21 protein-coding genes and 1 riboswitch are annotated in these 26036 nt (G+C 55.5%); of the genes, 13 read left to right on the top strand and 8 right to left on the bottom strand.

Translation table 11 applies throughout. The features are described from left to right. The first annotated feature begins 66 nt into the window (after positions 1 to 66). The 7 genes from ACT3RW_RS13605 (at position 67) to ACT3RW_RS13575 (ending at position 9790) form a co-directional block, all read left to right on the top strand. The gene (locus tag ACT3RW_RS13605) at positions 67 to 1227 is read left to right on the top strand and encodes a serine hydrolase domain-containing protein (protein ID WP_444614098.1); all 1161 of its coding nucleotides are present in this window, start codon (positions 67 to 69) and stop codon (positions 1225 to 1227) included. Positions 1228 to 1291: 64 nt separating this feature from the next. Continuing rightward, complete coding sequence (locus ACT3RW_RS13600) at positions 1292 to 2080, top strand: SGNH/GDSL hydrolase family protein (RefSeq protein ID WP_444614097.1); 789 nt, start codon at positions 1292 to 1294, stop codon at positions 2078 to 2080. 101 nt (positions 2081 to 2181) lie between these two features. Further along, a riboswitch (glycine riboswitch) is annotated at positions 2182 to 2279 on the top strand. A gap of 164 nt (positions 2280 to 2443) precedes the next feature. After that, a complete protein-coding gene (gene gcvP, locus ACT3RW_RS13595) occupies positions 2444 to 5290 on the top strand; it encodes an aminomethyl-transferring glycine dehydrogenase (RefSeq protein WP_444614096.1) in 2847 nt (948 codons plus the stop codon). A 12-nt stretch (positions 5291 to 5302) separates the two neighbouring features. Continuing rightward, positions 5303 to 6430 carry a glycine cleavage system aminomethyltransferase GcvT gene (gene gcvT / locus ACT3RW_RS13590; protein ID WP_444614095.1) on the top strand — a complete coding sequence of 376 codons (1128 nt, stop codon included), beginning with the start codon at positions 5303 to 5305 and terminating at the stop codon, positions 6428 to 6430. A gap of 60 nt (positions 6431 to 6490) precedes the next feature. Then, complete coding sequence (gene gcvH, locus ACT3RW_RS13585; RefSeq protein ID WP_159612216.1) at positions 6491 to 6871, top strand: glycine cleavage system protein GcvH; 381 nt, start codon at positions 6491 to 6493, stop codon at positions 6869 to 6871. Beyond that, positions 6871 to 8193, top strand: a complete 1323-nt coding sequence (gene glyA / locus ACT3RW_RS13580; protein ID WP_444614094.1) for a serine hydroxymethyltransferase — start codon at positions 6871 to 6873, stop codon at positions 8191 to 8193. The genes gcvH and glyA overlap by 1 nt, the downstream gene beginning before the upstream one ends. A 187-nt stretch (positions 8194 to 8380) precedes the next feature. Next, positions 8381 to 9790, top strand: a complete 1410-nt coding sequence (locus tag ACT3RW_RS13575; RefSeq protein WP_444614093.1) for an L-serine ammonia-lyase — start codon at positions 8381 to 8383, stop codon at positions 9788 to 9790. A gap of 71 nt (positions 9791 to 9861) precedes the next feature. Here the strand turns inward: ACT3RW_RS13575 and dhaL (ACT3RW_RS13570) are convergent, their stop codons facing one another. The 5 genes from dhaL (ACT3RW_RS13570) to dhaK are packed head-to-tail and all read right to left on the bottom strand — an operon-like array spanning position 9862 to position 13981. Continuing rightward, positions 9862 to 10530 (bottom strand): dihydroxyacetone kinase subunit DhaL, encoded by a 669-nt coding sequence (gene dhaL / locus ACT3RW_RS13570; protein WP_444614092.1) that lies wholly within the window; start codon positions 10528 to 10530, stop codon positions 9862 to 9864. A gap of 26 nt (positions 10531 to 10556) precedes the next feature. Next, entirely contained in the window at positions 10557 to 11564 is a 1008-nt protein-coding gene (locus ACT3RW_RS13565) for a dihydroxyacetone kinase subunit DhaK (protein WP_444614091.1), read from the bottom strand. 38 nt (positions 11565 to 11602) lie between these two features. Then, positions 11603 to 12322 (bottom strand): HPr family phosphocarrier protein, encoded by a 720-nt coding sequence (locus ACT3RW_RS13560; RefSeq protein ID WP_444614090.1) that lies wholly within the window; start codon positions 12320 to 12322, stop codon positions 11603 to 11605. A gap of 14 nt (positions 12323 to 12336) precedes the next feature. Next, positions 12337 to 12987 carry a dihydroxyacetone kinase subunit DhaL gene (gene dhaL, locus ACT3RW_RS13555; protein WP_444614089.1) on the bottom strand — a complete coding sequence of 217 codons (651 nt, stop codon included), beginning with the start codon at positions 12985 to 12987 and terminating at the stop codon, positions 12337 to 12339. 1 nt (position 12988) lies between these two features. After that, positions 12989 to 13981 (bottom strand): dihydroxyacetone kinase subunit DhaK, encoded by a 993-nt coding sequence (gene dhaK / locus ACT3RW_RS13550; RefSeq protein WP_444614088.1) that lies wholly within the window; start codon positions 13979 to 13981, stop codon positions 12989 to 12991. Between the two features lie 374 nt (positions 13982 to 14355). Here dhaK and ACT3RW_RS13545 point away from each other — a divergent pair, with 374 nt between their 5' ends. The 3 genes from ACT3RW_RS13545 to ACT3RW_RS13535 all read left to right on the top strand — a co-directional run bounded on the left by ACT3RW_RS13545 (position 14356) and on the right by ACT3RW_RS13535 (position 17823). After that, positions 14356 to 15111 carry an IclR family transcriptional regulator gene (locus ACT3RW_RS13545; protein WP_444614087.1) on the top strand — a complete coding sequence of 252 codons (756 nt, stop codon included), beginning with the start codon at positions 14356 to 14358 and terminating at the stop codon, positions 15109 to 15111. Between the two features lie 332 nt (positions 15112 to 15443). After that, entirely contained in the window at positions 15444 to 16553 is a 1110-nt protein-coding gene (locus ACT3RW_RS13540; protein ID WP_444614086.1) for an NADH:flavin oxidoreductase/NADH oxidase, read from the top strand. 139 nt (positions 16554 to 16692) lie between these two features. Beyond that, complete coding sequence (locus ACT3RW_RS13535; RefSeq protein ID WP_444614085.1) at positions 16693 to 17823, top strand: baeRF2 domain-containing protein; 1131 nt, start codon at positions 16693 to 16695, stop codon at positions 17821 to 17823. Positions 17824 to 17940: 117 nt separating this feature from the next. Here the strand turns inward: ACT3RW_RS13535 and ACT3RW_RS13530 are convergent, their stop codons facing one another. Continuing rightward, complete coding sequence (locus ACT3RW_RS13530) at positions 17941 to 19185, bottom strand: CPBP family glutamic-type intramembrane protease (protein ID WP_444614084.1); 1245 nt, start codon at positions 19183 to 19185, stop codon at positions 17941 to 17943. A gap of 135 nt (positions 19186 to 19320) precedes the next feature. Here ACT3RW_RS13530 and ACT3RW_RS13525 point away from each other — a divergent pair, with 135 nt between their 5' ends. The 3 genes from ACT3RW_RS13525 (at position 19321) to ACT3RW_RS13515 (ending at position 22757) form a co-directional block, all read left to right on the top strand. Continuing rightward, on the top strand, positions 19321 to 20571 hold the full coding sequence (locus tag ACT3RW_RS13525) for a YibE/F family protein (RefSeq protein ID WP_444614083.1): 1251 nt from the start codon (positions 19321 to 19323) through the stop codon (positions 20569 to 20571). Positions 20572 to 20640: 69 nt separating this feature from the next. Further along, positions 20641 to 21618 carry a metal ABC transporter solute-binding protein, Zn/Mn family gene (locus ACT3RW_RS13520; protein WP_444614082.1) on the top strand — a complete coding sequence of 326 codons (978 nt, stop codon included), beginning with the start codon at positions 20641 to 20643 and terminating at the stop codon, positions 21616 to 21618. Positions 21619 to 21638: 20 nt separating this feature from the next. Beyond that, entirely contained in the window at positions 21639 to 22757 is a 1119-nt protein-coding gene (locus tag ACT3RW_RS13515; protein ID WP_444614081.1) for a CDP-glycerol glycerophosphotransferase family protein, read from the top strand. Between the two features lie 7 nt (positions 22758 to 22764). Here ACT3RW_RS13515 and ACT3RW_RS13510 read toward each other — a convergent pair whose 3' ends face one another. Beyond that, positions 22765 to 24255, bottom strand: a complete 1491-nt coding sequence (locus ACT3RW_RS13510) for a gamma-aminobutyraldehyde dehydrogenase (RefSeq protein ID WP_444614080.1) — start codon at positions 24253 to 24255, stop codon at positions 22765 to 22767. A gap of 71 nt (positions 24256 to 24326) precedes the next feature. After that, positions 24327 to 25772 (bottom strand): NAD(P)/FAD-dependent oxidoreductase, encoded by a 1446-nt coding sequence (locus ACT3RW_RS13505; RefSeq protein WP_444614079.1) that lies wholly within the window; start codon positions 25770 to 25772, stop codon positions 24327 to 24329. Positions 25773 to 26036 lie beyond the last annotated feature (264 nt).

The raw sequence follows: 26036 nt of genomic DNA, 5'->3' as shown, positions 1-26036 counted from the left end.
CAAGTGAGAATTGCGCTGGATCCGACTAGGGTTAGTTGAAAAGCGACAAGCACTTTAAGGACGTAGATGGACTCGGTGATTAGCGAAGATTTCGCACCTTTGGCTCAAGCTCTGGAAGCACGAGCTGCTGAAGAAGAAAACTACTCGGCACAGCTCGCTGTTTATCACCGGGGTGAACTCGTGCTCAGCCACAGCGTCGGTGAGCATTTAGCGGCGGATGCACTGACCTGTGTCTTCTCGTGTACCAAAGGCATGGGCGCACTGGTCATCGCCTTACTCGTCCAAGATGGCCTGATTGATCCAGCTGCCCCAATGACCACCTACTGGCCAGAATTTGGCGCCGGTGGAAAGAATAAGCTCACCGTTGGCGAGGTGCTCAGTCACCAGGCTGGCGTTCTTGGTGTTCCCGGCGGTGTACCAAGTGAAGTCCTACTGAACTCGGCTGAATATGCCAAGGTTCTGGCGTCCATGCCAAGCATCTGGCCGCTGGGTCAGAACATCGTTGGATATCACGCCATCACCATGGGCGTACTGATGGAAGAACTGGTTCGCCGCGTCGCCGGCAAAGAGCTTAAAGATGTTTTTGAAGAGCGCATCCGTAAACCTCTTTCGGCCGACGTTTATATCGGACAAGACCCCTCGCTGGAATCGCGTTACCGAGATGTCTTAGCCGGCGTTGAAGCACCGGGCGAATTTTTTGATCCCTTCTCGCCAGCTGGCCTAGCGGTCAACTCCGCCTCCGGATTCGCTCTGGCAGACGGCCCGGTTTACAACTGGCATGAACTGGCCAACGCAGCCCAGGTACGTGAGATCGGCCCGGCGTCCATGGGAGCAGTCGCCAATGCTCAAGGCCTAGCCGGAATCTATGCCGCATCCTTCGGCGCCGTTCCATCCCTCGGCGCGATGCAAGGATTCCTCAGCGCGGACACCTGGTCACAGGTCTCCACCGAACTGGTTTACGGACTGGATCGAAGCAACGGTTTGTTGCAGGCTTTTGCCTTGGGATTCATGAAGGCTACCGCCCGCAATAATTACGGCTCCATCTTCGCCTACGGTCACGACGGAGCTAACTCATCTTTGGCCTTTGCCGACCCTGCCTACCAGCTCGGCTTTGGCTTCATTCCCTCGCGCAACGAAGGACCCAAAGACACATCTACCGGGGTCAAGCTCAGTCAGCTGGCGCGCCAGCTGATCCTCGCCAAGAACGCCAAGGCTAAATCAAACTGAACCTTGGCAAACTGAACCTTGGCAGTGAACAGAAAAATTTAGCAGATACAAAAGTGAGATTGAAGTGAAGAAGTATTTGGCATTGGGTGATTCGTTCACCGAAGGCGTCGGCGACGTAGATTCGAATCGACCTAACCAGGTGCGCGGATGGGCCGACCGAGTCGCTGAAGTGCTCAGCGCGCAGGGCGACTGGGAATACGCCAACCTCGCGGTACGCGGAAAGAAAATCGGTCAGGTCATCAACCAGCAACTGGACCAAGGCCTGTCCATGAAGCCAGATCTGGTGAGCATCTACGCCGGCGGAAACGACATCTTGCGCCCCAGAGCAGATCTTGATGCGCTGATGCGTAGTTATGAAGGGATGGTCCGACGCTTCACCGAGGCCGGAAGCACCGTTGTACTCTTCACCGGTTTTGACACTGTCGAATCTCCCTTGTTCTCCAAGACCCGTCCGCGTACTGCGATCTATAACGAGAAAATTCGCGAGATTGCCGATAAGTACGGCGCGGTCATTGCGGACTACTGGCGTTGGCGCGAATTCTCAGACTTGCGTTATTGGTCTGTAGATCGCCTGCACATGAACGAGCTGGGACATGCACTGATGGCCGCGAGGGTTCTTGACGTTCTTGGACGACACCAGGTCACCGACGAAAACTGGGCAGATAAACTTCAGGCTCCGGTTCTGCCGGATCACGCGGTGACCTCTCGTAGCGAAAAGCTGAAGCAAGAATTGGGTTGGGCTACCGAACATTTGGTTCCTTGGGTTAGGCGCAGGCTCTCGGGTACATCCTCGGGTGATTCCTTGTCAGCAAGGTATCCGCAGTACGTTCAACTCGCGGCGGCCACGAAGTAAAACTTTTGTGACAGTTCAACGCAGTCCGACTCTTTGTCCTAGAGCGCGAGGCAGGTAACATGGTTGTGTGTTGCAGATCTAAGATCAGCAGCACACGCCATAGACGGATGGCGGGAGAGTCCCGTTCACACCATGGACGGGCGCCGTAGGAGCAATTCCTCCCCAGGAAACTCTCAGGCCCCCGTACCGCCATCACGAGGCAACTCTGGAAAGTAGCCGGCCAGATCCGGTTCACCGAAGGTGCAAGTGCTCGGCTTTGTTGGCCGAACACGTAAAACTCTCAGGTAGTGCAACAGGGATGGGGAGGCAAAGCGTCCTTCCTTTGGCATGCGCCAAGACAGATCCCGTGGAGACTCCAGCACCATGACCATCACGCAGACTTCGGCTTCTACGAACAGTGAATTCGTTACTCGCCACATCGGCCCGCGTCTTTCTGACGTCGCCACCATGCTTCAGACTCTTGGCTACGACAGCCTTGAATCACTGATTGATACCGCAGTTCCCGCAGATATCCGACAAGGTGCCGCACTGGATATTCCAGCAGCACTAAGTGAAACCGAAGCGCTGGCCCACCTGCGTGCGGTAGCCTCCAAAAACGTCATGAAGACCCAGATGATTGGTCAGGGCTTCTACGACACCCTCACCCCAGCGGTGATTCGACGCAACATTGTCGAAAACCCAGCCTGGTACACCGCTTACACCCCGTACCAGCCAGAAATCTCTCAGGGCCGCCTCGAAGCCCTACTGAACTTCCAGACCATGGTGATGGATCTGACCGGTCTGCCAATCGCCAACGCTTCTTTGCTGGACGAATCTTCGGCCGCCGCAGAGGCTGTGCTGATGATGCGCCGTGCCAATAAGAAGAAGGCCAAGGGCAAGACCGTCCTGGACTCCAACATCTTCCCGCAGACCCTCAAAGTTGTGCAGGGCCGTGCCGACGCACTGGGCTTCGAAGTTGAAGTTGCTGACCTCTCCGCAGGCCTGCCAGAAGGCGACATCTCCGGCATCGTCTTGCAGCAGCCAGGTAACAACGGCTCCATCGCAGACCACGCAAGCATCATCGCAGCCGCCAAGGACGCTGGCGCAATGGTCACCGTCATCGCTGACCTACTGGCCCTGACCATGATCACCCCTCCGGGTGAACAGGGTGCCGATATCGCTGTGGGCAACACCCAGCGCTTTGGTGTTCCACTGTTCTTCGGTGGTCCACACGCGGCCTACATGGCCGTTGCCGATGGCCTGACCCGCTCGATGCCAGGTCGCCTGGTTGGTGTCTCGGTTGATGACGCTGGCGTTCCTGCCTACCGTCTGGCACTGCAGACCCGCGAGCAGCACATCCGCCGCGAGAAGGCGACCTCCAACATCTGTACCGCTCAGGCATTGTTGGCCATTTGTGCCTCGATGTACGCGGTGTACCACGGCCCAGCCGGTTTGAAGCAGATCGCAACCCGCGCCAACAACCACGCTCGCGTGATTGCCACCTCGCTGGTAGCGGGCGGCTTCACCCTCGCATCCGATACCTTCTTCGACACCGTTGTGGTGAACGTGAAGAACGCCGAGGAAATCATCTCCAAGGCGATCACCGCGGGCATCAACCTGCGCAAGGTCAACGACACCCAGGTTGGTATCTCCACCGATGAGGCCACCACCTCAAGCATCGTCAAATCCCTTCTTGAGGTCTTCGGCGTAGAGCTTTCGGCTCCAGAAGGCTTTGAGATCCCAGAGTCGCAGGTTCGCACCAGCGACTACCTGACCCACCCGATCTTCAACACCATCTCTTCCGAGACCCAGATGATGCGTTACCTGCGTCGTCTCTCGGACCGCGACCTGGCACTGGACCGCACCATGATCCCATTGGGCTCGTGCACCATGAAGCTGAACTCGGCTGCCGAAATGGAATCCATCACCTGGCCAGAGTTCGCTTCCATCCACCCTTACGCGCCGGCAGAGCAGACCGAAGGTTGGCGTGAACTGATCACCGACCTTGAAGGTCGACTGACCGCGATCACTGGTTACGCTGGCGTCTCCATCCAACCAAACGCTGGTTCCCAGGGTGAATACGCGGGCCTGCTAGCCATCTCGGACTACCACGCATCACGCGGCGAGGGTCAGCGAAATGTCTGCCTGATCCCAGCCTCGGCTCACGGCACCAACGCGGCTTCCGCGGTACTGGCTGGCATGAAGGTTGTCGTTGTAAAGACTGCTGCCGATGGCACCATCGATTCCAATGACCTGGATGCCAAGATCGAAGCCAACAAGGACGTGTTGGCTGCGATCATGATTACCTACCCATCCACTCACGGTGTGTACGACGCTGACGTACGCGAAGTGTGCGACAAGATCCACGCCGCCGGCGGCCAGGTATACATCGACGGTGCCAACATGAACGCACTGGTTGGTCTGGCACAGCCAGGTTCCTTCGGTGGCGACGTTTCGCACCTGAACCTGCACAAGACCTTCTGCATCCCTCACGGTGGTGGCGGCCCAGGCGTTGGCCCAATCGGCGTAGGCGAGCACCTCTTGCCATTCCTGCCAGGCGACGCTTCGGGCACCTACACCGAACGTGACGGTGTGCCAGTGGTTGCTACCGCTTTCGGTTCGGCCGGCGTACTGCCAATCTCTTGGGCTTACATTGCGATGATGGGCGGCGACGGTCTGACCGAAGCTACCAAGCATGCAATTTTGAACGCCAACTACATTGCCAAGCGTCTGAACGAGCACTTCCCAGTACTGTTTACCGGTAACAAGGAATTGGTTGCCCACGAGTGCATCCTTGACCTGCGCGAATTGACCGCCAAGACTGGGGTGACCGCAGAAGATGTGGCCAAGCGCCTGATCGACTTCGGCTTCCACGCACCAACCTTGTCCTTCCCAGTAGCAGGCACCCTGATGGTGGAACCAACCGAGTCTGAGGACTTGGGCGAGATTGAGCGCTTCATCGAAGCGATGATCACCATCCGTCAGGAAATGGAAGAAGTGCTCTCGGGCGTTTACACCATTGAACAGTCGCCACTGCGCCACGCTCCACACACCGTTACCGCCGTGGTCAACAGCAACTGGGACCGCAAGTACTCGGTAGAGCAGGCTGCGTTCCCGGTATCGCGTCTGAAGTTCGACAAGTACTTCCCGGCCGTTGGCCGTATTGATGGCGCCTCCGGCGACCGTAACCTGATCTGCTCCTGCCCGGCTCCTGAAGCCTTTGAAGACTAAGAGGATTTCGCGATGACTGAGACTACCCAAGAACTAAAGTGCACCGCCCTGTACGAGCAGCACAAAGAGCTGGGCGCAAACTTCACTGACTTCGGTGGCTGGGATATGCCACTGAAGTACGGTTCAGAATTGGCCGAGCACAAGGCTGTTCGTTCCACTGCTGGGCTTTTTGACCTGTCCCATATGGGCGAGGTGTACCTGGCTGGACCGGAAGCGGTCACCGCGCTGAACACCGCGCTGGCAGGCAACTTTGGCATCATGAAGGTGGGCAAGGCCAAGTACTCGCTGATCCTCAATGATGACGGCAAGATCATTGATGACTTGATCGTGTACCGCCTTGAAGAAGAAAAATTCCTTGTGGTTCCTAACGCTGGCAACGCTGTGGTGGTAGCCGCAGCCCTTGCAGAGCGTGCAGCTAAATTTGATGTCCAGGTCGATAACGCTTCGGAGCGTCAGTCGCTGATTGCAGTGCAGGGACCGAACGCGCAGGACATCGTCTCCAAGCTGGCAGCTGACCAAAGCACCGTTGACTCCGTCACAGAGTTGAAATATTACGCAGCGGTTTATCTGGTGCTCGGCGGTCTTGACGTTCTGGTTGCGCGCACAGGATACACCGGCGAGGATGGCTTCGAATTGATCATCAACAATGATCAAGCGGCTGAGCTGTGGGAAAAAATTGTCACAATTGGTGCGGATCACGAGTTGGTTCCGTGTGGCCTTGCCGCACGTGACTCGCTGCGTCTGGAAGCTGGCATGCCGTTGTACGGCAACGAGCTAAGCCTAGAACGCACCCCATTTGATGCGGGATTTGGCCCTGTAGTCTCTTTTAAGAAGGAAGAAGACTTTGTGGGCCGAAAGGCTCTTGAAGCCCTGCGAGAGCAGACTCCAGCACGCAAGCTGGTCGGTCTGAAGGGTCTGGGCAAGCGCGCCGGACGCGGTGGCTACGCCATCGTTAAGGACGGCGCTACTGTTGGTGAAATCACCTCAGGACAGCCATCTCCGACCCTCAGCTACCCGGTAGCCCTGGGGTATGTGGATGCGCAATACAGTGAAGTTGGTACCGAGCTAGAGGTTGATCTGCGAGGTAAGACTTTGCCATTTGTCGTCGTCGAACTGCCGTTCTACACGCGAGCCAAGTAACGTTAAACATCAGTAGGGCCTAGCCATACGCCCGCTTATTCCCTTGGGAGAGGAAATACCGTGAGTAAAGTTCTTTCGTCATTACGCTACTCGGCAGAACATGAGTGGATCGACGCATCGTCCCCAGCCAAGGTCGGCATCACCCAGATCGCTGCTGACGCCTTGGGCGACGTAGTCTACGTAGACCTGCCAGAGGTTGGCGATTCGGTCAGCGCAGGTGAAACCTGTGGTGAAGTTGAGTCCACCAAGTCGGTTTCCGACCTGTTCTCGCCTGTTACCGGCACCGTAGTTGCGATCAACGACGAGGCTGTAGACAACCCGGCAATCCTGAACGAAGACCCATACGGTGCCGGCTGGCTGTTCACCGTAGAGGTCACCGAAGAAGGTCCGCTACTTTCGGCAGCAGACTACGCAAGCGCGAACGGTGGAGATGTCCAGTAATGAGCAACCAGACTTTTGAATCCCTGGCACCAGCATCGCTGACCCAGTCCCTAGCAACTCTGGATCCTGAGGTAGCACAGCGCATCGACGCCGAGCTGGCTCGCCAGCAGCGTGGCCTGGAAATGATCGCCTCGGAGAACCACACTGCCCAGGCTGTCATGCAGGCTCAGGGTTCGGTGCTGACCAACAAGTACGCCGAAGGTTACCCAGGACGCCGCTACTACGGTGGTTGCGAAGAGGTTGACGTCATTGAGACGCTGGCCATCGATCGCCTCAAGGCTCTTTTTGGCGCCGAATACGCCAACGTTCAGCCACACTCCGGCGCTCAGGCTAACGCTTCGGTTTATCACGCACTGGTTCGCCCAGGCGACACCGTACTGGGTTTGAACCTGGCACATGGTGGTCACCTAACCCACGGCATGAAGATCAACTTCTCCGGTCGTCTATTCAACATCGTTCCTTACGGTGTAAATGAAGAGACCAACCTGGTGAACATGGACGAGGTTGAGCGCCTTGCCGTGGAGAACCAGCCAAAGATGATCGTTGCTGGTTGGTCCGCTTACCCACGTCAGCTGGACTTCAAGCGCTTCCGCGAAATCGCTGACAAGGTCGGCGCTTACCTGTTCGTGGATATGGCTCACTTTGCAGGTCTGGTTGCAGCTGGTTTGCACCCATCTCCTGTGCCTTACGCACACGTGGTTACCTCCACCACCCACAAGACCCTTGCCGGTCCTCGTGGTGGCATCATCCTGTCCATCGACGCGGATATTGCCAAGAAGATTAACTCTGCAGTCTTCCCAGGCCAGCAGGGTGGTCCACTGGAGCACGTCATCGCTGGTAAGGCTGTAGCCTTCAAGATTGCAGCTTCCGAAGAGTTCAAGGAACGCCAGCAGCGCACCTTGGCTGGTTCACGCATTCTTGCTGAGCGCCTGACCCAGGAAGATGTTGCTGCCAAGGGCATCAGCGTTTTGACCGGTGGCACCGATGTGCATCTGGTGCTCGTTGACCTTCGTAACTCGGAGCTTGACGGACAGCAGGCAGAAGATCTTTTGGCACAGGTGGAGATCACGGTTAACCGCAACGCGGTTCCATTTGACCCACGTCCGCCAATGACCACTTCGGGCTTGCGCATTGGTACTCCAGCACTGGCAACCCGTGGCTTCTCGGAAGCTGCGTTTGCTGAGGTCGCGGAGATCATCGCGCAGACACTGATCGCTGGTGCCGATGGTAATACTGCAGTTTTGCCAGAGCTGAAGGACCGAGTTCTGAAGCTGGCCGAGGCTCACCCGCTGTACCCGGAGCTGGCTAAGGTTTCCGAGTAACATCATCAGCTATTGATGAGGGCCCGGAAGGCGGAAACATTCGCTTTTCGGGCCCGCAGTTTTTCCTCCACATCTGTCCACCCATAACTGTTTGGATGTCCCGTTGCAAGGATGACCTCTTGCACACCACATCATCTTTCCGGCAGTTGGCTACCGGAATGCCCAAGTTCTAAGGATGTGACCCGCCATGGCGGTAAGCGTATTCGATCTTTTCTCGGTTGGTATTGGACCGTCCTCCAGCCACACCGTGGGGCCAATGCGTGCGGCGCACGCATTCATTGCCCAAGTAATCCGTGAAGAGAAGATAGCAGCCCTGGAGACTATCCGGGTTGATGTCTATGGGTCGCTGGCCGCTACCGGTCGTGGGCACGGAACATTCACCGCCATCATGTTGGGACTTGAAGGTTTTGAGCCTGAAAAGGTGCTTCCTGCCCAAGTTGATGAGCGACTGGCACAGATGGAAGACACTGGCATCTTGCAGCTGGCTGCCCAGCTTGATCAGCGCAAAGATTTGAAGTACACGGTGGGGGACATGGTTCAGCACCCGCTGACCGTTTTGCCTCGCCACACCAATGGTGTGAAGTTTGTGGCCCTCGATGCTAAAGGCAATGAACTGGTTAATGAAACCTTCTTCTCTGTTGGTGGCGGTTTCATCGTGCGCGAAGGTTCCGAAGAGCGCATCGAAAAGAACCTTGAGGAAAAGCTGCAAAAACAGCCTTATCCGTTCACCACTGCGGCACAGTTGTTGGAACATGTGAAAGACACCGGCAAGTCCATTGCCGAAATCATGATGGCCAATGAGCTGACCTACCGCAGCCGGGAAGAAATTCGTTCGGGCCTGATCCACATTTACGCAGTGATGGAAGAGTGTAAAGACTCTGCCTTGGAGCGTACCGGCGTGCTGCCCGGTGGGCTCAAGGTTCGTCGTCGTGCACCAGAATGGCATGAGCGTTTGCGTAAGGAAGACAAAGACCGTGATCCTGTGTATTGGCAGGAATGGATCAACCTTGTGGCCTTGGCGGTTAATGAGGAAAATGCTTCCGGCGGTCGCGTAGTTACGGCGCCGACCAATGGTGCTGCCGGCATCATCCCAGCGGTACTCTTCTACGCTACGCACTACGCTCCGGGCGCTAAATACTGGAACGACGAAGAGAAGAACGATGCAGTTGTAAACTTCTTGCTGACTGCCGGTGCAGTTGGCGTGCTTTATAAGGAACAGGCTTCGATCTCTGGTGCAGAGGTTGGGTGTCAGGGTGAAGTTGGTTCGGCGTCGTCGATGGCGGCAGCTGGCCTAGCTGAAATTTTGGGTGGTACTCCAAAGCAGGTGGAAAACGCTGCTGAAATTGCGATGGAGCATAACCTCGGACTGACGTGTGACCCAATTGGTGGTTTGGTGCAGATCCCTTGTATTGAGCGAAACGCGATTGCCGCGTCCAAAGCTGTAAACGCAGCGAAGATGGCGCTGATGGGCGACGGTGAACACCACGTCACCCTTGATGAAGTGATCATCACGATGCGTGAAACGGGTAAAGACATGAGTGATAAGTACAAGGAGACGGCCATGGGCGGCTTGGCCGTCAACGTGGTTGAGTGCTAATTCGCTAAAACACGCAGCGGGCCATCGGAAGTTTCCGATGGCCCGCTGCGTTTCTCTGTGGTCTGTCGCTTCTAGGAGCTGATGTTGATCAACGGCGTCCACTCTTGTGGTTCGCCCACTGCATTGGCACCTGCCTCGAAAAATAGGGCAACAGTGACCGCACCTGGATCGAGTACGCCTCGGGCCAGCTCACCCACATAGCTAGCTCGACCGCGGGCAGCGATCAGTTCCTCGGTGGATTTGGCTCCCTTACGAGCAGCCTGAGCCGCAGATAATAGCCCTTCAGCTAATGTGTTTCCTTGCTCCGAAGCAGCACTCAGTGCAAGGGCTGCAGGCTCCAAAGCATCAACCATCGTATTGTCTCCCACCTTGGCGCCACCCAATTTCTGGATGGTAGCCAACCCAGCAGAGACGCCTGATGCAACATCAGCAAGCGAAGCAACCTCATCGGTGGCGCCCTTGGCGATACTGCGGAACCACATGCCAAATAACGGTCCGCTCGTGCCACCGGTCGCCATGAAACCTCGGCTCGTAGCTTGGAATACGGAAGCGAAGGTAGCCTCGGATTCTGCGGGGAGTGCTTCGCGGGCCCTGCCTAGGGCCGAGGCAATATTGGTACCAAAGTCGCCATCTCCGGCGAGCCGATCCAGCTCGGTAAGACTTGCCTGAGTTGAGTTGAAACGTTCTGCGAAGGAAGAGAACCAAGCAAGCGCTAATGGTCCGTCGAGTTGCGTTGTCATGTTGTCTCCTTTGAGAGTGGTGGTGATTACCAAGTAAGGGCCGTGGTGCGTACTGGGGCATCCCAGAGGCTGACCAATTCGTCATCTGCAACGGTCAGTGTCACCGACAGTCCATGCATGTTCAGTGATGTCACATAGCTACCGGCCAGGGAACGCGCGACGCCAATGCCGCGGGCATTCAACAGACCATGCACCCGACGGGCAGCAATGGATAGCTCCAACGGATATGCGCCACCCAGTCCGTTCACGATGGCGATTACCGACTGACCACGCTGGATTTCTAAACTTTCAACTAGCGGTGTGACGAGCTGTTCTACCAATTCGTCAGCGCTGGCATATGCGATGCGGGCGGTGCCGCGCTCTCCATGGATGCCCACACCGAATTCGACCTCATTTGGCTCAAGTTCAAAGGCCGCCGTGGACTCGCCCGGGTGTGCTCCAGCATCTAGGGCGATCGCCAAGCTGCGTGAGCGAGAGACAACATCGCGCCCGATCGTAGCGATGGTTTCGCGGTCAGCCCCACGCTCGGCCAGCGCCCCACAGATTTTCTCTACGGTCAGCACCGCGGCCGTCCCACGACGGCCCGGTCCTCCGTCACTCTTTTGCGAGGCAAGATCATCGTCAACAATGATCTGTTCGACGGCAATGTTCTCATCGTCAGCCAATTCGCCCGCGATACTAAAGTTCAAGACATCGCCGGTGTAGTTCTTCACGATCTGCACCACACCTGCCCCGGTGTCAGCGCCGACGGTCCCGGCCAACACTTGCGCTGCGGTGGGACTAGCAAAAACTGCGCCGCAAACCGCAACGTCAAGCATTCCGCTGCCAACAAAGCCGGCATGCAATGGTTCGTGGCCTGAGCCGCCTCCGGAGACCAGCCCGACTTTTCCTTGCGCAGGATTCTTTCGCAAAATCAGGTTGTTTTCTGGATCAAAGTTCACCAGATATGGGTTGGTCAAAGCGAACCCTTCCAAGGCTTCATCGATGACATGTTGTGGGTTATTGATGATGTGTCGACGCACTGCATTGGGCATTGGACTGCTCCGATTTCTATTGGTTGTTGAAACGGGAATTACGGTCGGATGGGATTGGGGGATAGCTGGCTAAAACCTTGCCGGATAAGGTCTTGAAGGGCCTGCACTGCTTGAGTAGCATCGGCGCCGTGAGCTTCGATGAGGATTTGATTGTTCAACTGCGCCCCGAGAGAAAGCAACTCAACCAGGCTGCTCGCATCGGCAGGTCCTCGTCGCGACGTTAGGTTGGTCAGTCGGATGTCGCAGTTATATTCGGCCACTAACTGCACCAACGCAGAAGCAGTGCGGGCATGGATTCCCAGTGGATTGACGAGTACCTCTTGACTGCTGACCAGATCGGTGGGCCAGTGAATCGTTGTGCTTACAGCATCGGTTGCTCCGCCGGCACCGAAGGTCGATTTGGCCTCCAGCGCGTTGTTCGCTTCCTGGGCCACTGCGGCTAGGGGTCTTCCGGATCCGGCGCCGATTACTGCGGCCATGGTTCCTTCGAGAAAGGGGCCGACGCTAATGAGCACGGGGTGGCTGGTAGTTCGTAGATCCAAGGCCAGAGCCGAACTCAGTTGTGCCGAGCCGAGATCGGTGATGACTATGACTCCCGTGGTTTCGTCCAATTCATCAATTGCTCTAGCGATGGCCACGGCATCGGTACCAAATCCTCCGGCAGCTCCTGCGGCAATCCGGATCGGTGGTGGTTGGCCATGGACCATCTCCAAAGCCAGCTCCATGGTTGATTGCGCGAGTGCAAAACTATGGGACACGAGCACGATGCCTATCATCGGACTGACCCTGCGCTAATGCTGGTGTGTAGGGAGTGAATCAGGATGCCCGATGACGCAGCTCCGGGGTCGATATGTCCTGCGCTGCGTTCGCCTAAATACGAGGCTCGACCCTTTCGGGCAACAAGTGGTTTGGTGCTCTGGGTTCCAGCGCTTGCTGCGGTGGTTGCTGCTGCGATCGCTTCGTGAAGTTCCACGCCGTTGGTTATAGATTCAGTGAGCGCTACCGACGCGGGTTCAAGTACGTCAATCATGGTCTTGTCACCGATCTGTGCATGTCCGCGAGCGACCACGGCGTTTACTCCAGCGCGCAACGCGGCCTGAAACTCTGTGGCCTGAATCTGTGTTCCTTGCGGACTGTTTGTGCTCATTTCTAGGAACAACGATCCATACAACGAGCCACTGGCCCCACCGACACGAGAGATTAGGGCCATGCCCACGGCTTTGAACAATTCGCGGATGCTGCCAGTTGAACCTTCCCCGAGCAATGACGTGATTGAGTGAGCACCACGAACCATATTGATCCCGTGGTCAGCGTCCCCGATGGCCGAATCTAGTTCGGTCAACCAGACTTCTTGGCCGATGATCTCAGTGGCGAAGTGGTGCATCCACAGTTCGATTGCTTCTATTGTCAGAGACTTGGACATGCTAATCCTTCCAACGCAGTGCAGGTGTGTTCACGGGTGCATCCCAGAACTCGAGGAGTTCTGCAGTCACCGGGACCACGGTGAGCGAGCACCCCGCCATGTCCAGACTTGTCATGTAGTTCCCGACTAGTGAGCGTGCGACGTAAATATTGCGCTCTGTGAGGCGATCGTGAAGCTCGGCAAACATTGAATACAGTTCCATTAGTGGTGTTCCGCCGAGGCCACTGAGCATTGCAATCACGTGCTGACCTTCAAAGGCAGCGTCTGCGGTAATTGAGCGGACTATCGTTTCGGAGAGTTCGATTGCTGACTGTAGCGGAACTCTGTGGCGTCCAGGCTCACCGTGAATACCAACGCCGAGTTCCATTTGTCCGTCCGGTAGCTCGAAGGTGGGGCGACCAAGTGCCGGGAGACTGCAGCTGGAAAGGCCTACGCCCATCGACCGGCCAGAATCTGCAACATCTTGGGCAATGATTCGAATTTCTTCCAAAGACAGACCGCGAGCCGCGGCGGCTCCAGCGATCTTGTCGACGATCAAGGTGCTCCCCATGCCTCGTCGGCCCGGGCCAGTGCTCGCAGCTTGAGATGTGGCTTCATCGCCAACGACTACGGTTGCGGTCTGGATGCCTTGACTCTTGGCCAGTTCAGCAGCCATTTCAAAGCTGAGCACGTCCCCTGTGTAGTTCTTGACCACGAACAGTACGCCAGCGCCCGTGTTGATTTTCAGGGCTGCGCTCAGAATCTGATCAGGGGTTGGTGAAGTGAAGACTTCGCCGATGCAAGCGGCGTCCAACATTCCTGGACCAACAAATCCGCCGTGCATAGGTTCATGGCCGGAACCGCCGCCGGAGATGACACCGACCCGTCCTTGCCGTTTTGCAAGGCTGAAGACGATGCGATTTTCTGCATCTACTTTCACCTGCGGATAAGCTGCGTCGATTCCGCGAAGCGAATCGGTAACCAGCGTTGTGGCGGAGTTTAGGAGTTTGTTCATGCTTCCACAGCCTGAGTCGTCAAGGGATGTGTTCGGTGAATGCGGTTGGCATCAGCGACTGCGGTGGGTTGGTTGTTAGAGCTGACAAATCCATGTGGCATGGGGGAGATGACAAGAGTAAGGAGCTTGGGTGCATCAACCAGAATGCGGAGAGCGGTCCCGACTACTTTGGTCGCAAGCTGTTGCCGCAAATGGTTTTCACCCATGCTTTCGGTTCTCCCTTGAACTACGAATATCAACGACGAAAAAATATAATTCGACAATGTCGAATTCGATTCGGTAATATCAAATAATGCCGTTTAGGTTCCTTCGTTGTCAAGGGGTCTAATGGACATGTTGAACAACGAAGTCAACGGATGATGGGAGTGTGGGCTGTGATTCAGTCAATTGACCGTGCCGCAAAAATACTCGGCCTGCTCCAGGGCGCAAGACGTCTGGGTATCTCGGAATTGGCATCTGCGCTAGAGCTTCCACCCTCGACGGTTCACGGGATAGTTAAGTCGCTTCAGGCACACGGACTGGTAGCGCAAGAAGTAACCGGAAATCGCTATGTTCTCGGTCCTGCCCTGCTCAAGCTTTCCAGCGTCTATCTTGATACGCTCGATGTCCGTTCGCGTGCCATGCGTTGGATGCATGAACTGTCGCGGACCACAGGTTTTTCCACACGACTAGGCGTCAACCTGCTTGGCGAAGTGCTAATTATTCATCACGAAAGACGCCCAGATGACACCGAGCAGATGCCTGAAACCGGGCTCAATTTACCGGCACATGCCTCCGCTCTAGGCAAGGTCCTGCTCGCATACATCCCAGAGATGAAACTCGAAGTATTGAGCCGCACTTTGGGGGAACTTACCGGTTACACCATCACGGAACCGGGTGTTCTGAACACCGAGCTTGAACAGGTACGAACCAACGCGGTGGCCCTTGAGAATGAGGAAGCCGTAATCGGGGAGTCCTCCGTCGCTGTGCCTGTATTTGGTGAGGGCTCTGTTATTACCGCGGCGCTTTCTCTGGTCATTCCTGACAGTCAATGGCCAGTCGACGAAAAAAATGTTAGAGACCTTCATGATGCCGCGTGGGCGATTTCCAAAGAACTTGGAGCCTCGGTTCGACCACCACGCGCTGGATGATTGCTAGAGATTTCGATGTCTCACTTATTCGACGCGTATAAGTGACTAATCTACTGAATCTCAACAACAACTGAGTCTGCGTGTTCTTGTGCAAAGTCGCGGAATTACGGTGAAAATTACGGTATTCGGGGGTGGTGACTGGTTGACTAATCGTATAGTTTCCCTCGGTCGGATCATCGAATCGAGCTGCGGAAGTTTTGACGGTTAATTGACGATTTTCCGACCGCTAGGTACTCGGCAACCTTCTTCCACTTCGAACATCTGTAAGTGCTTTTCTGAAAACTAATTGCACGCGCGGGAATAATACGTGCGCCTGCATCGTCACACTATGTATGCCTCAAAGCAAACTATTCTCACCAGTGACCATCCCAACCAAGAGTGGAAACGGTCTGCAGCTACGCAACCGTGTTGTTCTGCCGCCCATGTGTCAGTATGCAATCGACAAGCGTGACGGTGTTCCAACCACGTGGCAACTAGCCCATCTTGGTTCGATGGCACACGGCGGTTTCTCGCTGGTGGTCACCGAAGCCACCGCAGTGGCAGCCGAAGGGCGCATCTCTGATCGCGACGCCGGCCTGTGGAATGAGGAGCAGATTGAAGCCTGGAAGCCCATTACACAATATGTTCGTTCCCATGGCGCAGCCGTAGGTGTTCAGCTGGCACACGCCGGTGCCAAAGCTTCGACCTACGGATGGTTGAAGGAACTGGAAGATGCCGGAAAGCTCGGCAGCATCAGTGACGAAGACGGTGGCTGGGAAACTTTCAGTTCCTCATCCTCGGACGTATTTGGGCTGAAGCCGGCAACCGCCATGAGCACCGAACAAATCGCAGCCTCAGTCCAAGATTGGGCAGACGCAGCACAACGTGCTGACGAGGCCGGATTCGACCTGATTCAGATTCACGCGGCCCACGGTTACCTGATCCACCAGTTCCTCTCGCCACTATCCAATGAGCGTACCGATGAGTACGGCGGAAGTTACGAAAACCGTACCCGTTACCTACGAGAAGTTGTTGAAGCCATCACCGCCGTATGGCCAGCGGATAAGGCCCTAGGCATTCGCTTCTCGGGTGAAGACTGGGTTGAAGAGGGTTGGCGCATCGCCGATACCGTGAAGCTTGCCAAGCAAATGTATGACCTTGGCGTGCGGGCCTTCGATCTGTCCAGCGCAGGTATCGGTGCTTTCGCCGGTCCTACGGGTCCCGGATACCAGGTGCCGCTGGCTCAAGCGGTGAAACAAGCATTGCCAGAGGACGCGTTTGTGACGGCCGTTGGTGTCATCACTGATCCGACTCAAGCAGAACATATTGTGGTGACCGGTCAGGCTGACGGGGTTAGCATCGCCCGAGCCGCCTTAGGCAATCCGCAGTGGCCAAACCATGCCGCTCAGCAGCTAGGTGCGCAGAAATCTCACCCACCTCAGTACTGGCGCGGCCGCTGGTAAAAGGCGTTGCCATGCTGAATTCTTCCGAATCCTCAGTTAGTTTCTGGTTACCTCTTCCAGCCGTTGAATAGTGATGTTAGGTTAGTCCCACGGATCTAGTCGCAACGCGGCCAGGAGTCGCGTGCGGAAGGGAGTCAGCATGGCACTACGCGCGGATTCTAATGGAATCGACGCTTCGCTCTATCGAAGGAATGGTTCTTGGAGCACAGCTCTCGTTGATGCTTCGTTGGGGACAACTGGAGCACAGGAAGCCGCTGATCGACTTCCAGACGAGGTCGCAAAACTGCTTAAGTCCCAGCAGGCTCAGCCTCAAGATGTACAAGCGCTCATTGGCGTATTGGAACCAGCAAGTGGGCTACGTGCACCAGTTGCACGGTTCGTCGCAGTTCATGATGGCGAAGTAGTTCTTAACGAAATCATTCCGGGTCTCAAGGTCTCCTCTCCTTCAGTTGACGTAGGACCGTTCCCGAATTTCACAGCCATCGCTCGTGCCCGCGGGGGGTCTTTCTCTTACCTCGTCGCTGAGGTCGGAAAAGATGGCGGCGAGGTTCATCTGTATAACACTGCCTCTCCGGAGCGCATTGCTAGCCAAGGTATCGTCGGACTGCCTGAAGAAATCCATCACGCCCGAAAAGTGCCCGGCGAATATGACCAACCCAAGGCGCAGTCCGCAGCCGACGAAATGGTTCGCCGCAATGCTGACGAAGTCGCTGAGCTGATCAGAAACATGTTTGCCGAGAACTACGTGCGATTGATCGTGGTTTCTGGTGACATCAAGGCGCGCGAAGCGGTTATCGCTCAGCTACCGGTTGCCCTACGTGACTATGTTGAAGTCATTGATTCGCATACCCGAACCGGTGGCGCCGACTCCAAACAAGTAGATGCCCAGATCTCCAAACTGATTGATGACGTGAAGTCCAAGGATCTTGCGGATCTGGAGGCCAAGGTCTCCGCGCAGTCCGGCAATGGACGAGCCTTGTTAGCAGTTGGACTTGATGAGGTTGTCACGGCTCTGCAATCGGCTCAGGCAGATACCGTGCTGGTCGGACAGTATCAGGACGAGCACACCCTACGGGCACTAAGTGCTGAACCGTGGATTGCTCACCAGGAAGGCGATGACCACGCCGAGTTGGTTGCTGGTGAATGGCCTGCACCGGAAGTGCTGTTGCGTGCCACGGCACTAACGGATGCGACAATCCGTTACGTTCCTGATTCGCTAATCCCTGATGGTGCCGGAATCGCCGCCCTGCTGCGTTGGGCAAAATCCTAAACAGTCACCAAAACAACAATTGGGTTCTTGCTACGAAGATGATCTTCGTGGCAAGAACCCAATTTTAGTGTTCGAGACTTTCTAGCCCACCGAATCGTTACCTACACCGACAGTTAATTAGTCCTGGTCGTGTTGCTGCGGATCGTTGTGCGTCGGTTCGCCCGGTGTTGGGCCAACCTGAGGTGAGCCGCTAGGAGGCTGAGAACCAGGGCCCAGCTGATTTGGATCGTGGAGCATAGGCGGTGGTGGCGGTGGATAGTTGCCCTGCGGATGGTTCTGCTGAGCGTTATGTTGCCAAGGGTCAACCGGCGGAGCCCAGTAGGCCTGGTTAGGGTACGGCATTTGCTGTGGAGCTGACCATGGCTGAAGTACCGGAAGTTGGGGTGGAGGTGGAAGTGCTCCAGCAGTGCGTTGAATGTCTTTCTTGTCGGCCAGCTTGGTTAGTACCGCGGTGAGCACGGCCATGAAGAGCACCGAGATGATTAGTGATGTTCCATCCGAGGACTCCTCATTCAGATCAATTTGGCCCAGCGCACCAAGCATGAACAAGAACGTGTTGTTGATGATGTGCATAGCCATCGCCGCTTCCAGCCCACCGGTTCGCCAGGTGAGATAACCAGCTGCCACAGCAAAAGCGGCAACGTCCAATAATCCGTAGACATCGTAAAGGTGCCCGAAGGTAAACAGCGGTACAGGCAAAAGAATCGCAAACAGCGGATGTTTGAGCCAACTGCCCACAACCTGCATCAGCGCTCCACGGAATACCAGTTCCTCGGCAGCACATTGAAGCGGAGTAAGTAGAAGGACCAAGATGGCAAAGAAGAGCGGATCGGCCGGCACGTCATACGGGGCTAGTTGTCCGGAGTCCTCGGTGCTTAGGCCAGAAAAGCCAAAGCTCAAGGCGAAATAAACGGCGAACAAGATGGCGCTCGTGCCCAGTGCCAGACCGAACCAGCGCCAGCGCATTTTTCCAGCTACGGAAAACAGTTGACCGACAGGTTTAGAACCAAGCAAGAGATAGGCCAAATACACGGCCGGAATCATGACGATCAATGAAACCATCGTCATAGAAAAATCTAACGGTGACGTCATATCGAGCTGCGCATCAGCGAATAACGTTTCGTCGCTAGTGCCGGCGCCAGCATCTGTGGCCCATGTTGCGGGGTTGACCAGCATGGCAACAAATACCACCAACATCACCATGATGAGTAGGGCTACATAGAATCCAGTACCCGTTCCCGCAAAGGCTATAGGCCTCCACCAGCGGTAGTTGTGGCTACGGCGCATCAAACGGTGGAACGGATAACTTTGCTCCCCACTAGTCATAGGCATAGCGGCGGGCTGCGGCAAGGGCGAACTCATAGATCAATTCTCTCCCTGATCTGCGTTGACGGCATGAACCTTGCGGAGGATTTATTTGTCATCCTTAGGTGTTCGGGTTAATACCCATACACTTGTAGCGAACGATTCGCATTAACTGAGTTGGAGTAACGCCGCGTGGGCCACCATCATGACGAACCGATATTGCAAGATCCCAAGCGACGACGTCGTGCCTCGATTATCTTGTGGGCACTACTCGCGCCCATAGGTGCGCTCGCCCTGGTGATGGTCATCATTCTGTGGCCACAAGGAAATTACGACAAGTTTGCACTGGACGGCAACATGGATACCGCAGGTGGCGCCACGATGGCCACCGGTACCGTAATGCGTAGTGGAACAGAGCAATGTCCCTCTTCCAAAGGCTTGGAAGACGTCGGTGGCAAGGTTCTCGATTGCAACGTCACCTACGTCATGCCAGATTCTGGTGGCGCCGAAATTCAGCTGGAGATCCCGGCCGAGATGTTGCAATCCCGGGATGCGCGTCCGGGGGATAACCTGCGCTATCTTGACCTGTCCAAGGTTGATACGACCAGCGGAAGCCCGTACGTCTTTGTCGATTTCGTTCGCACCTTGCCGATGGCTCTCTTGGCGATTGCCTATGGAGTGGTTGTCGTGCTGGTCGCTGGATGGCGCGGAGCCAGAGCGGTTATCGGTCTGATCGGTGGCATTGCCTTCATGATCTTCTTTATGGTTCCGGCGCTTATTGAAGGCGGAAATCCGGTATTAGTTGGTTTGACCGGTGCCACGGCCATCATGTTTGTCGCGCTCTATTTTGCTCACGGACTGAATGCCAAAACCTCAACGGCCCTATTGGGAACTCTCTTCGGCCTCGGCGTTACGGCCGGCATGGTGTTATGGCTGACCGACGCGGCAGCCCTGACGGGGGCCAACGGTGAATCGGCAATCACGCTATCTACCGTGGCTCCGCAGATCTCGTTGCCGGGTCTATTGATCTGTGGTGTTTTGGTTGGCGGCATGGGCGTGCTCAACGATGTCACTATTACGCAGTCCGCTACCGTATGGGAACTGGCCGAAACCTCTCCTAGGGCGAGTGCCAAAGAATTATTCTTCCGTGGAATGCGTATTGGTCGAGACCATATTGCCTCGACCGTTTACACCATTGCTTTCGCCTACGCAGGCGCCGCACTGCCGATTCTGGCCATTGCAGCCCTGAGCAACCAAGGTTTTGGTGTGACACTGACCTCGGGGGAGATGGCTGAGGAAGTAATTCGCATCCTTATTGGTTCTATTGGATTAGTACTGGCAATTCCAGTGACTACTGCCGTCGCGGTGATGGTGGTAAAAGCTACTGGCACCGGCGGAGCGCACGGCAAGAGAGCACTATTTGCTACTCAAACCGACGCCTAGGTGCGAACGGTTCTCAAAAGTAATGTAGAATTGTTCTCAATAGCAACCTTGTTTAGATGGAGATCTTGAATGACGAAGTATCGCTCTTTGCTTGCAGCCGCTGCCGCATTGCCAGTCGCAGGACTGATCCTGACTGGATGTAGCAATACCAGCAGTGAAGCATCGAATGCTGATACCTCTTCACTGAACGTCGTGGCAACGACCAATGTGTACGGGCAGATCGCTCGCGCTATTGGTGGCGACAAGGTCAAAGTCAGCGAACTTATTACCTCCGGCGCGCAGGATCCTCACTCTTACGAGCCCACCACCCGTGACAAGCTCACCGTGTCTGAAGCTTCGATTGTTGTAGCCAATGGCGGCGGGTATGACCAGTTTATGGATTCGTTGGTTCAGTCCCTACCGAGCGAACAAGCTGGCGGAGTTCAGCTGATTCACGCCGTGGACAGCTCACCTATTGCCAAAGAGCATGAAGGCGAAAGCGAAGAAGAGCATGCGGAGCATGAGGGTGAAGAATCCCATGAGCATGCCGCATACAACGAGCACATCTGGTACGACCTGGACTCGATGAGCGCACTAGCTGACGAGCTGGCCGATGATTTCGGTGAAGCTGATGAAGCTAACGCGCAGGAGTACACGAAAAATGCGCAGACCTTTAAAGAAGGAATCAAAAAGCTTCAGACCCAGCTCGGCGACGCGAAGCTGACCGGCAAGACGTTCATTATGACTGAACCGGTTCCCTTCCATCTTTTGGAAGATGCCGGAATGGTCAACGCCACGCCCGATGGTTTGAGTGAAGCCATTGAAGAAGGTGAGGGCATCGCGCCGATGACCTTGAAGAAAGCGCAGGACCAGCTGGACGGTGCTCAGGTTGATGCCTTGGCCTACAACGTCCAAACTGAAGGCAACGAAACCAAGGTGCTCAAGAAGGACGCTGAAAGCGGTAAGGTTCCTGTCGTCGACTTCGCGGAGACCATCCAGAATGATTCCAGTTATCTTGAGTGGATGAATTCCAACATTTCGAACTTGTCTTCCGCGGTCAACGGCTAGGTCATACGTAGACTACATATATGGCATTGATTTCTTCTCAAATTTCTCAAGCGGCAGGTAAAGCAAAGTCTCTGCTCGCAGAGCGATCTTTACGCGCTGAAATAGCCCAAGGAAATCGGGAAATACAACAAGCCGATCACGTCCTCTTCTTCGCTGAGGGACCGGGCCAGTTCTACCAACTAGGTGCCTGGTTGGGGACCTTTGAGCGTTTGGTTGAAGATGGGTTGAGCGTCGGTTTGGTGCTCATGGACTCTCTGAGCGCCAAACGCGCACTGAGCGAAACCACCGTGCCGTTGTTCTTCACCCGGTCAATGGAACAGATCGAATCAAAGCTTCGTGGCTGGGGAACCAAGTCGATCAGCTACGTGAACAACGCGCAGCGCAACTTTACTATGCTGCGTTTTAACGGCCCGGCACATATCCACCTGAACCATGGTGAGAGTGAGAAGGCTTCGATGGTCTCCAACCAGCTCAAAGCCTATGACTTCGCCTGTGTCGCCGGTCCCGCCGCAGTCGAGCGCATTACCGAGAACATCGCACGTTTTGACTCTTCCCATCTGATTCAGATTGGCCGACCTCAGCTTGATGCCTTGGAGCAGGAAGGGCCTTCGGAGAAGATCCGGGTGCTCTATGCGCCTACGTGGGAGGGCGATTCGGAAGCGATGGCCTATTCCTCTTTGACAAAACTCGGTGAACGAATTCTCGCTCAGCTGGTTACGGACGATCGCTTTGAAGTGCGCTTCCGTCCGCACCCAAAAACCGGCGATAAGTCGGCCGAGGCTAAAAAGGCAGTCACCGCGCTCAAAGCCAATTTCAGCTCAACCGTGGATCCAGTCAGTGATGCCTCGCAGTCTCTGGTGTGGGCCGACGTAGCCATCTGCGACACGTCAGCCATGGCCTACGACGCGGTGGCACTGAACATCCCGTTGCTGCTGGCCTCCGACCGTCCAAGCAAACTTGGTGACGGTCTGCCACTAGAGCAACGACTAGGCAACGCCAATGGTTTGGCTGACCGAGTGGCGCGATTGGCTGCAACGGGCGTGGCCGGACAGCAAAAACAGCTGGCCCAGTACTTCTTCGCTACCACCGAACCTGGAATGGCAACTCAGAAGCTGAACCAGCTGTTTTCTAGCCTTTAGTCTCCGGCTAGCGCTGCTTAAAAACGGTATCCTGCCATGCGCGATGCGCCGCAGGATCATGTGAGAGCATGACGTGTTTGACGTTTGTGTATTCGTCAAAGGAATACTGACTCATATCTTTGCCCATCCCTGAGGCTTTGTAACCACCGTGGGGCATATCCGAAACGATCAGGATGTGTTCGTTGATCCAGACGCATCCAGCCTGGATCTGGGCGCTGGCCCGCATTGCGCGGTCTACATTTTTGGTCCAGGCGCTGGCCGCCAATCCATATGGGGTGTCATTGGCCAACTCAATTGCTTCTTCATCAGACTCGAATGGCAAGGCAACGAGCACCGGGCCGAAGACCTCTTGCTGGACTATTTCCGAATCCTGAGTCGCCCCAACTATCAGTGTTGGACGGTAATAGAAACCTGGACGTTCCTCACGACATCCACCGGCCAGAACCTTCGCACCGGATTTTTCGGCCCGCGCAACCATCGCCGAAACCTTTTCCAAGTGCGCTTCACTGATCAAAGAACCCATATCAGTGTCTATGTCCGTGGGATCACCAACGACCATGGCATCCATGAGTTGGGCTACCCGGGCGGTGAACTTTTCAAACACTGAAGAATGCACGTAAGCACGTGTGGCTGCTGTGCAGTCCTGACCAGAATTGATCGTGGAGCCAGCTACCGCTCCGTGAGCTGCGGCTTCAATGTCTGCGTCATCAAACACAACAAAGGGTGCCTTGCCACCAAGCTCAAGGTGCACGCGATTTGCGCGTTCAGCAGCCATGGACATGATTTTTAGACCCACCGCGGTGGAGCCGGTGAAGGAAGTCATCTTCACTAGGGGATGTCGGACCAGCGTAGAACCGACGCTTGGACCATCACCAACCACCACGTTGATCACGCCATCGGGCAGACCTGCATCAGTTGCTGCTTTGGCGAAAAGCATCGACGTGCCAGGTGTGAGCTCACTGGGCTTGAGCACGATGGTATTACCCGCGGCGGTGGCCGGAAGTATCTTCCATGCAGCCATCTGTAACGGATAGTTCCAGGGGCTGATGGATCCGATGACGCCAATGGCCTCTCGTCGGATCATTGACGTGGTGTTTCCTGCATAATCCCCGGCTGCTAAACCTTGAAGATTCCTCGCCGCACCGGCGAAGAAGTTCACGTTGTCGATGGATCCGGCAACATCAAACTCGGTAGACATTCGAATGCTCTTGCCAGTCTGAGCTGTTTCTACTTCAGCCAGCTCGTGCGCACGCGATTGAAGTTCTCGAGCAAAAGCCAAAAGGTGGTCCGAGCGTTGACCCGGCGTCAGAACAGACCACGACTTAAAAGCAACAGCTGCGGCCTGAACAGCTTGGTCAACCTGAGCAACAGTCGCCGTATCAACGTCAAGCAACTTATCTCCGGTGGCAGGTGAGACCCGTGGCAAAACCGGTCCTAGGCCACGCACCTGCTTGCCGTTGATGAACTGATGTCCTAATGATGGGGTGTAGTAATCCATGATGATTCTCCTGCGGAGGGTACTGAGATCAATGAAAAGTGCGGTGGTCCAGTGACGGAAAAATTCCGTCGTTAGGAATCGAATCCCATGCCAATCTTGTCCATGAGGCGCAAGAATGCAGAGCGTTGGCCCTGATTGCGATCCGCTTTGATTAGGTAGTCGGTCATGAGTTTCACGCCCAGCCATGCCGCCGGTTCCGGTGGGAACGGGATGGGTTTGGTGCGCACTAACTCCAGCTCGGTGAGCTCAGTCTTTTCTCCGGATAGTAAGTCCAGCATGACCTTCGCTCCGAAACGGGTGGCTCCGACTCCTAGCCCGGTGAAGCCGGCGCAGTAGGCTACTTTGCCTCCGTGTGTGAGATCAAAGAACGAGAAGAAACGTGAGCAGGTGTCGATGGCGCCGCCCCAAGCATGCGAGAACTTCAGCCCGTTCAACGCAGGGAAACTGCCAAAGAAGTGAGCAGCTAGTTTTTCGAAGGTCTCCGGGTTGCTGTCATAGCTTGAACGAACCTTTCCTCCAAAGTGATACACGGCGTCGTAGCCGCCGTAGAGGATACGGAAATTCCCGTCGGCGTCGATGGTTGGCCGTGAATAGTGGAAGCGGTTGTTCATGTCGGCCAAACCGACCATCTGTTCCCAACCGATGGCTTCTCGCTGCGCATCGGTGAGTGGTTCAGTCATCAGCGCGTAGTCGTAGACAGGGACGATTCGGGCTCTGTGGCGCTTGATCAATGAAGGGAAAACATTCGTAGCCAGTGCTACACGGTCTGCCAAGATTTGCCCGTCGGTGGTTAGCACCTTGATCTGCTCGTTCATTTCTACCAGTTCAGTTGCCTGCGTATTTTCGTAGAATTCAACGCCCAGCTCGCGGCATACTCGGGCAAGCTCCCATGCCAATTTGGCCGGATGCACCAGAGCGGTGGACTGATGGTCTAACGCCCCCGCCAAGAAATCTGGTGAGTTGATAACGTTCTTGACCTGGTGTTTGTCAAGATAATCCACACCAGGTGCTTCAGCTTCCTCCGCAGCCCAAGCAATCTGATGAGCCTCGGTGGCTACGCTCAGGGAGCCCTGCCGAACAAAATCAACGTCCATGGCGTAACGCTGAACAGTGGCCTCAAAATCATCGAGGTTCTGGGCGCCGAGTTCACTGAGCAAGGCATTTTCTTTGGGCAGATGATTCTCCCCATTTGCTTCGCCGTGAACTAACGAAGCCTCACAGAACCCGCCGTTGCGACCAGAAGCCGCCCAACCAATGCGTTGGCCCTCGATAAGAACAACATGACGGTTTGGGTCTTGCTCTTTGGCCTGCAACGCAGTCCACAAACCGGTATATCCGCCTCCGACAATTAAGAGGTCAGTGGTGATGAATCCGTGCAGTGCCGGTGTTGGTTCAGGACGTCGGGCATTATCTAGCCAGTAACTGGTGTGTTTGGCTGAGGTCAGGGAAGCGGCGATGTGCTCTGCAGAAGCGGCTTCTTCGTGGCGATCAAAGGTAATGGGGTTCTGTGTGCGCATTAGTTCATTCCTTGATTAGTAGCTTCATTTTTGGGAGCTAGTAAGTCAGCGGAACGACCATAGGGCCTTGAGGTTTTGCGGTTTGTTGGGCAGACAGGATGCCAGTTGAGAGCCAGTCGGCGATCAAGGCTTATCCCTCTTCTCGGAAAAGAAGTCCGCAAAATTGAATGTGATTCATTACTCATCTAATCCTGCGGACAAACCCTTGTCAATAGTCATGGACCAAGCGATGCAGCTTGCCACTGAATATGACAATGTGCGGAT

Origin of the sequence: Glutamicibacter sp. AOP5-A2-18 (genome assembly GCF_052446055.1) — a bacterium.
Lineage (GTDB): Bacteria > Actinomycetota > Actinomycetes > Actinomycetales > Micrococcaceae > Glutamicibacter.
Note: the sequence above shows the minus strand (reverse complement) of the source record. Positions and strands in the feature narration are given on the sequence as shown.

What these genes read in the sequence shown, in the direction of transcription:
- ACT3RW_RS13605 (WP_444614098.1), top strand. Translation starts at nt 67, where the DNA reads ATGGACTCGGTGATTAGCGAAGATTTCGCACCTTTGGCTCAAGCTCTG.
- gcvP (WP_444614096.1), top strand. Translation starts at nt 2,444, where the DNA reads ATGACCATCACGCAGACTTCGGCTTCTACGAACAGTGAATTCGTTACT.
- gcvT (WP_444614095.1), top strand. Translation starts at nt 5,303, where the DNA reads ATGACTGAGACTACCCAAGAACTAAAGTGCACCGCCCTGTACGAGCAG.
- glyA (WP_444614094.1), top strand. Translation starts at nt 6,871, where the DNA reads ATGAGCAACCAGACTTTTGAATCCCTGGCACCAGCATCGCTGACCCAG.
- ACT3RW_RS13575 (WP_444614093.1), top strand. Translation starts at nt 8,381, where the DNA reads ATGGCGGTAAGCGTATTCGATCTTTTCTCGGTTGGTATTGGACCGTCC.
- dhaL (WP_444614092.1), bottom strand. Translation starts at nt 10,530, where the DNA reads ATGACAACGCAACTCGACGGACCATTAGCGCTTGCTTGGTTCTCTTCC.
- ACT3RW_RS13565 (WP_444614091.1), bottom strand. Translation starts at nt 11,564, where the DNA reads ATGCCCAATGCAGTGCGTCGACACATCATCAATAACCCACAACATGTC.
- dhaL (WP_444614089.1), bottom strand. Translation starts at nt 12,987, where the DNA reads ATGTCCAAGTCTCTGACAATAGAAGCAATCGAACTGTGGATGCACCAC.
- dhaK (WP_444614088.1), bottom strand. Translation starts at nt 13,981, where the DNA reads ATGAACAAACTCCTAAACTCCGCCACAACGCTGGTTACCGATTCGCTT.
- ACT3RW_RS13540 (WP_444614086.1), top strand. Translation starts at nt 15,444, where the DNA reads ATGCCTCAAAGCAAACTATTCTCACCAGTGACCATCCCAACCAAGAGT.
- ACT3RW_RS13535 (WP_444614085.1), top strand. Translation starts at nt 16,693, where the DNA reads ATGGCACTACGCGCGGATTCTAATGGAATCGACGCTTCGCTCTATCGA.
- ACT3RW_RS13530 (WP_444614084.1), bottom strand. Translation starts at nt 19,185, where the DNA reads ATGAGTTCGCCCTTGCCGCAGCCCGCCGCTATGCCTATGACTAGTGGG.
- ACT3RW_RS13520 (WP_444614082.1), top strand. Translation starts at nt 20,641, where the DNA reads ATGACGAAGTATCGCTCTTTGCTTGCAGCCGCTGCCGCATTGCCAGTC.
- ACT3RW_RS13515 (WP_444614081.1), top strand. Translation starts at nt 21,639, where the DNA reads ATGGCATTGATTTCTTCTCAAATTTCTCAAGCGGCAGGTAAAGCAAAG.
- ACT3RW_RS13510 (WP_444614080.1), bottom strand. Translation starts at nt 24,255, where the DNA reads ATGGATTACTACACCCCATCATTAGGACATCAGTTCATCAACGGCAAG.
- ACT3RW_RS13505 (WP_444614079.1), bottom strand. Translation starts at nt 25,772, where the DNA reads ATGCGCACACAGAACCCCATTACCTTTGATCGCCACGAAGAAGCCGCT.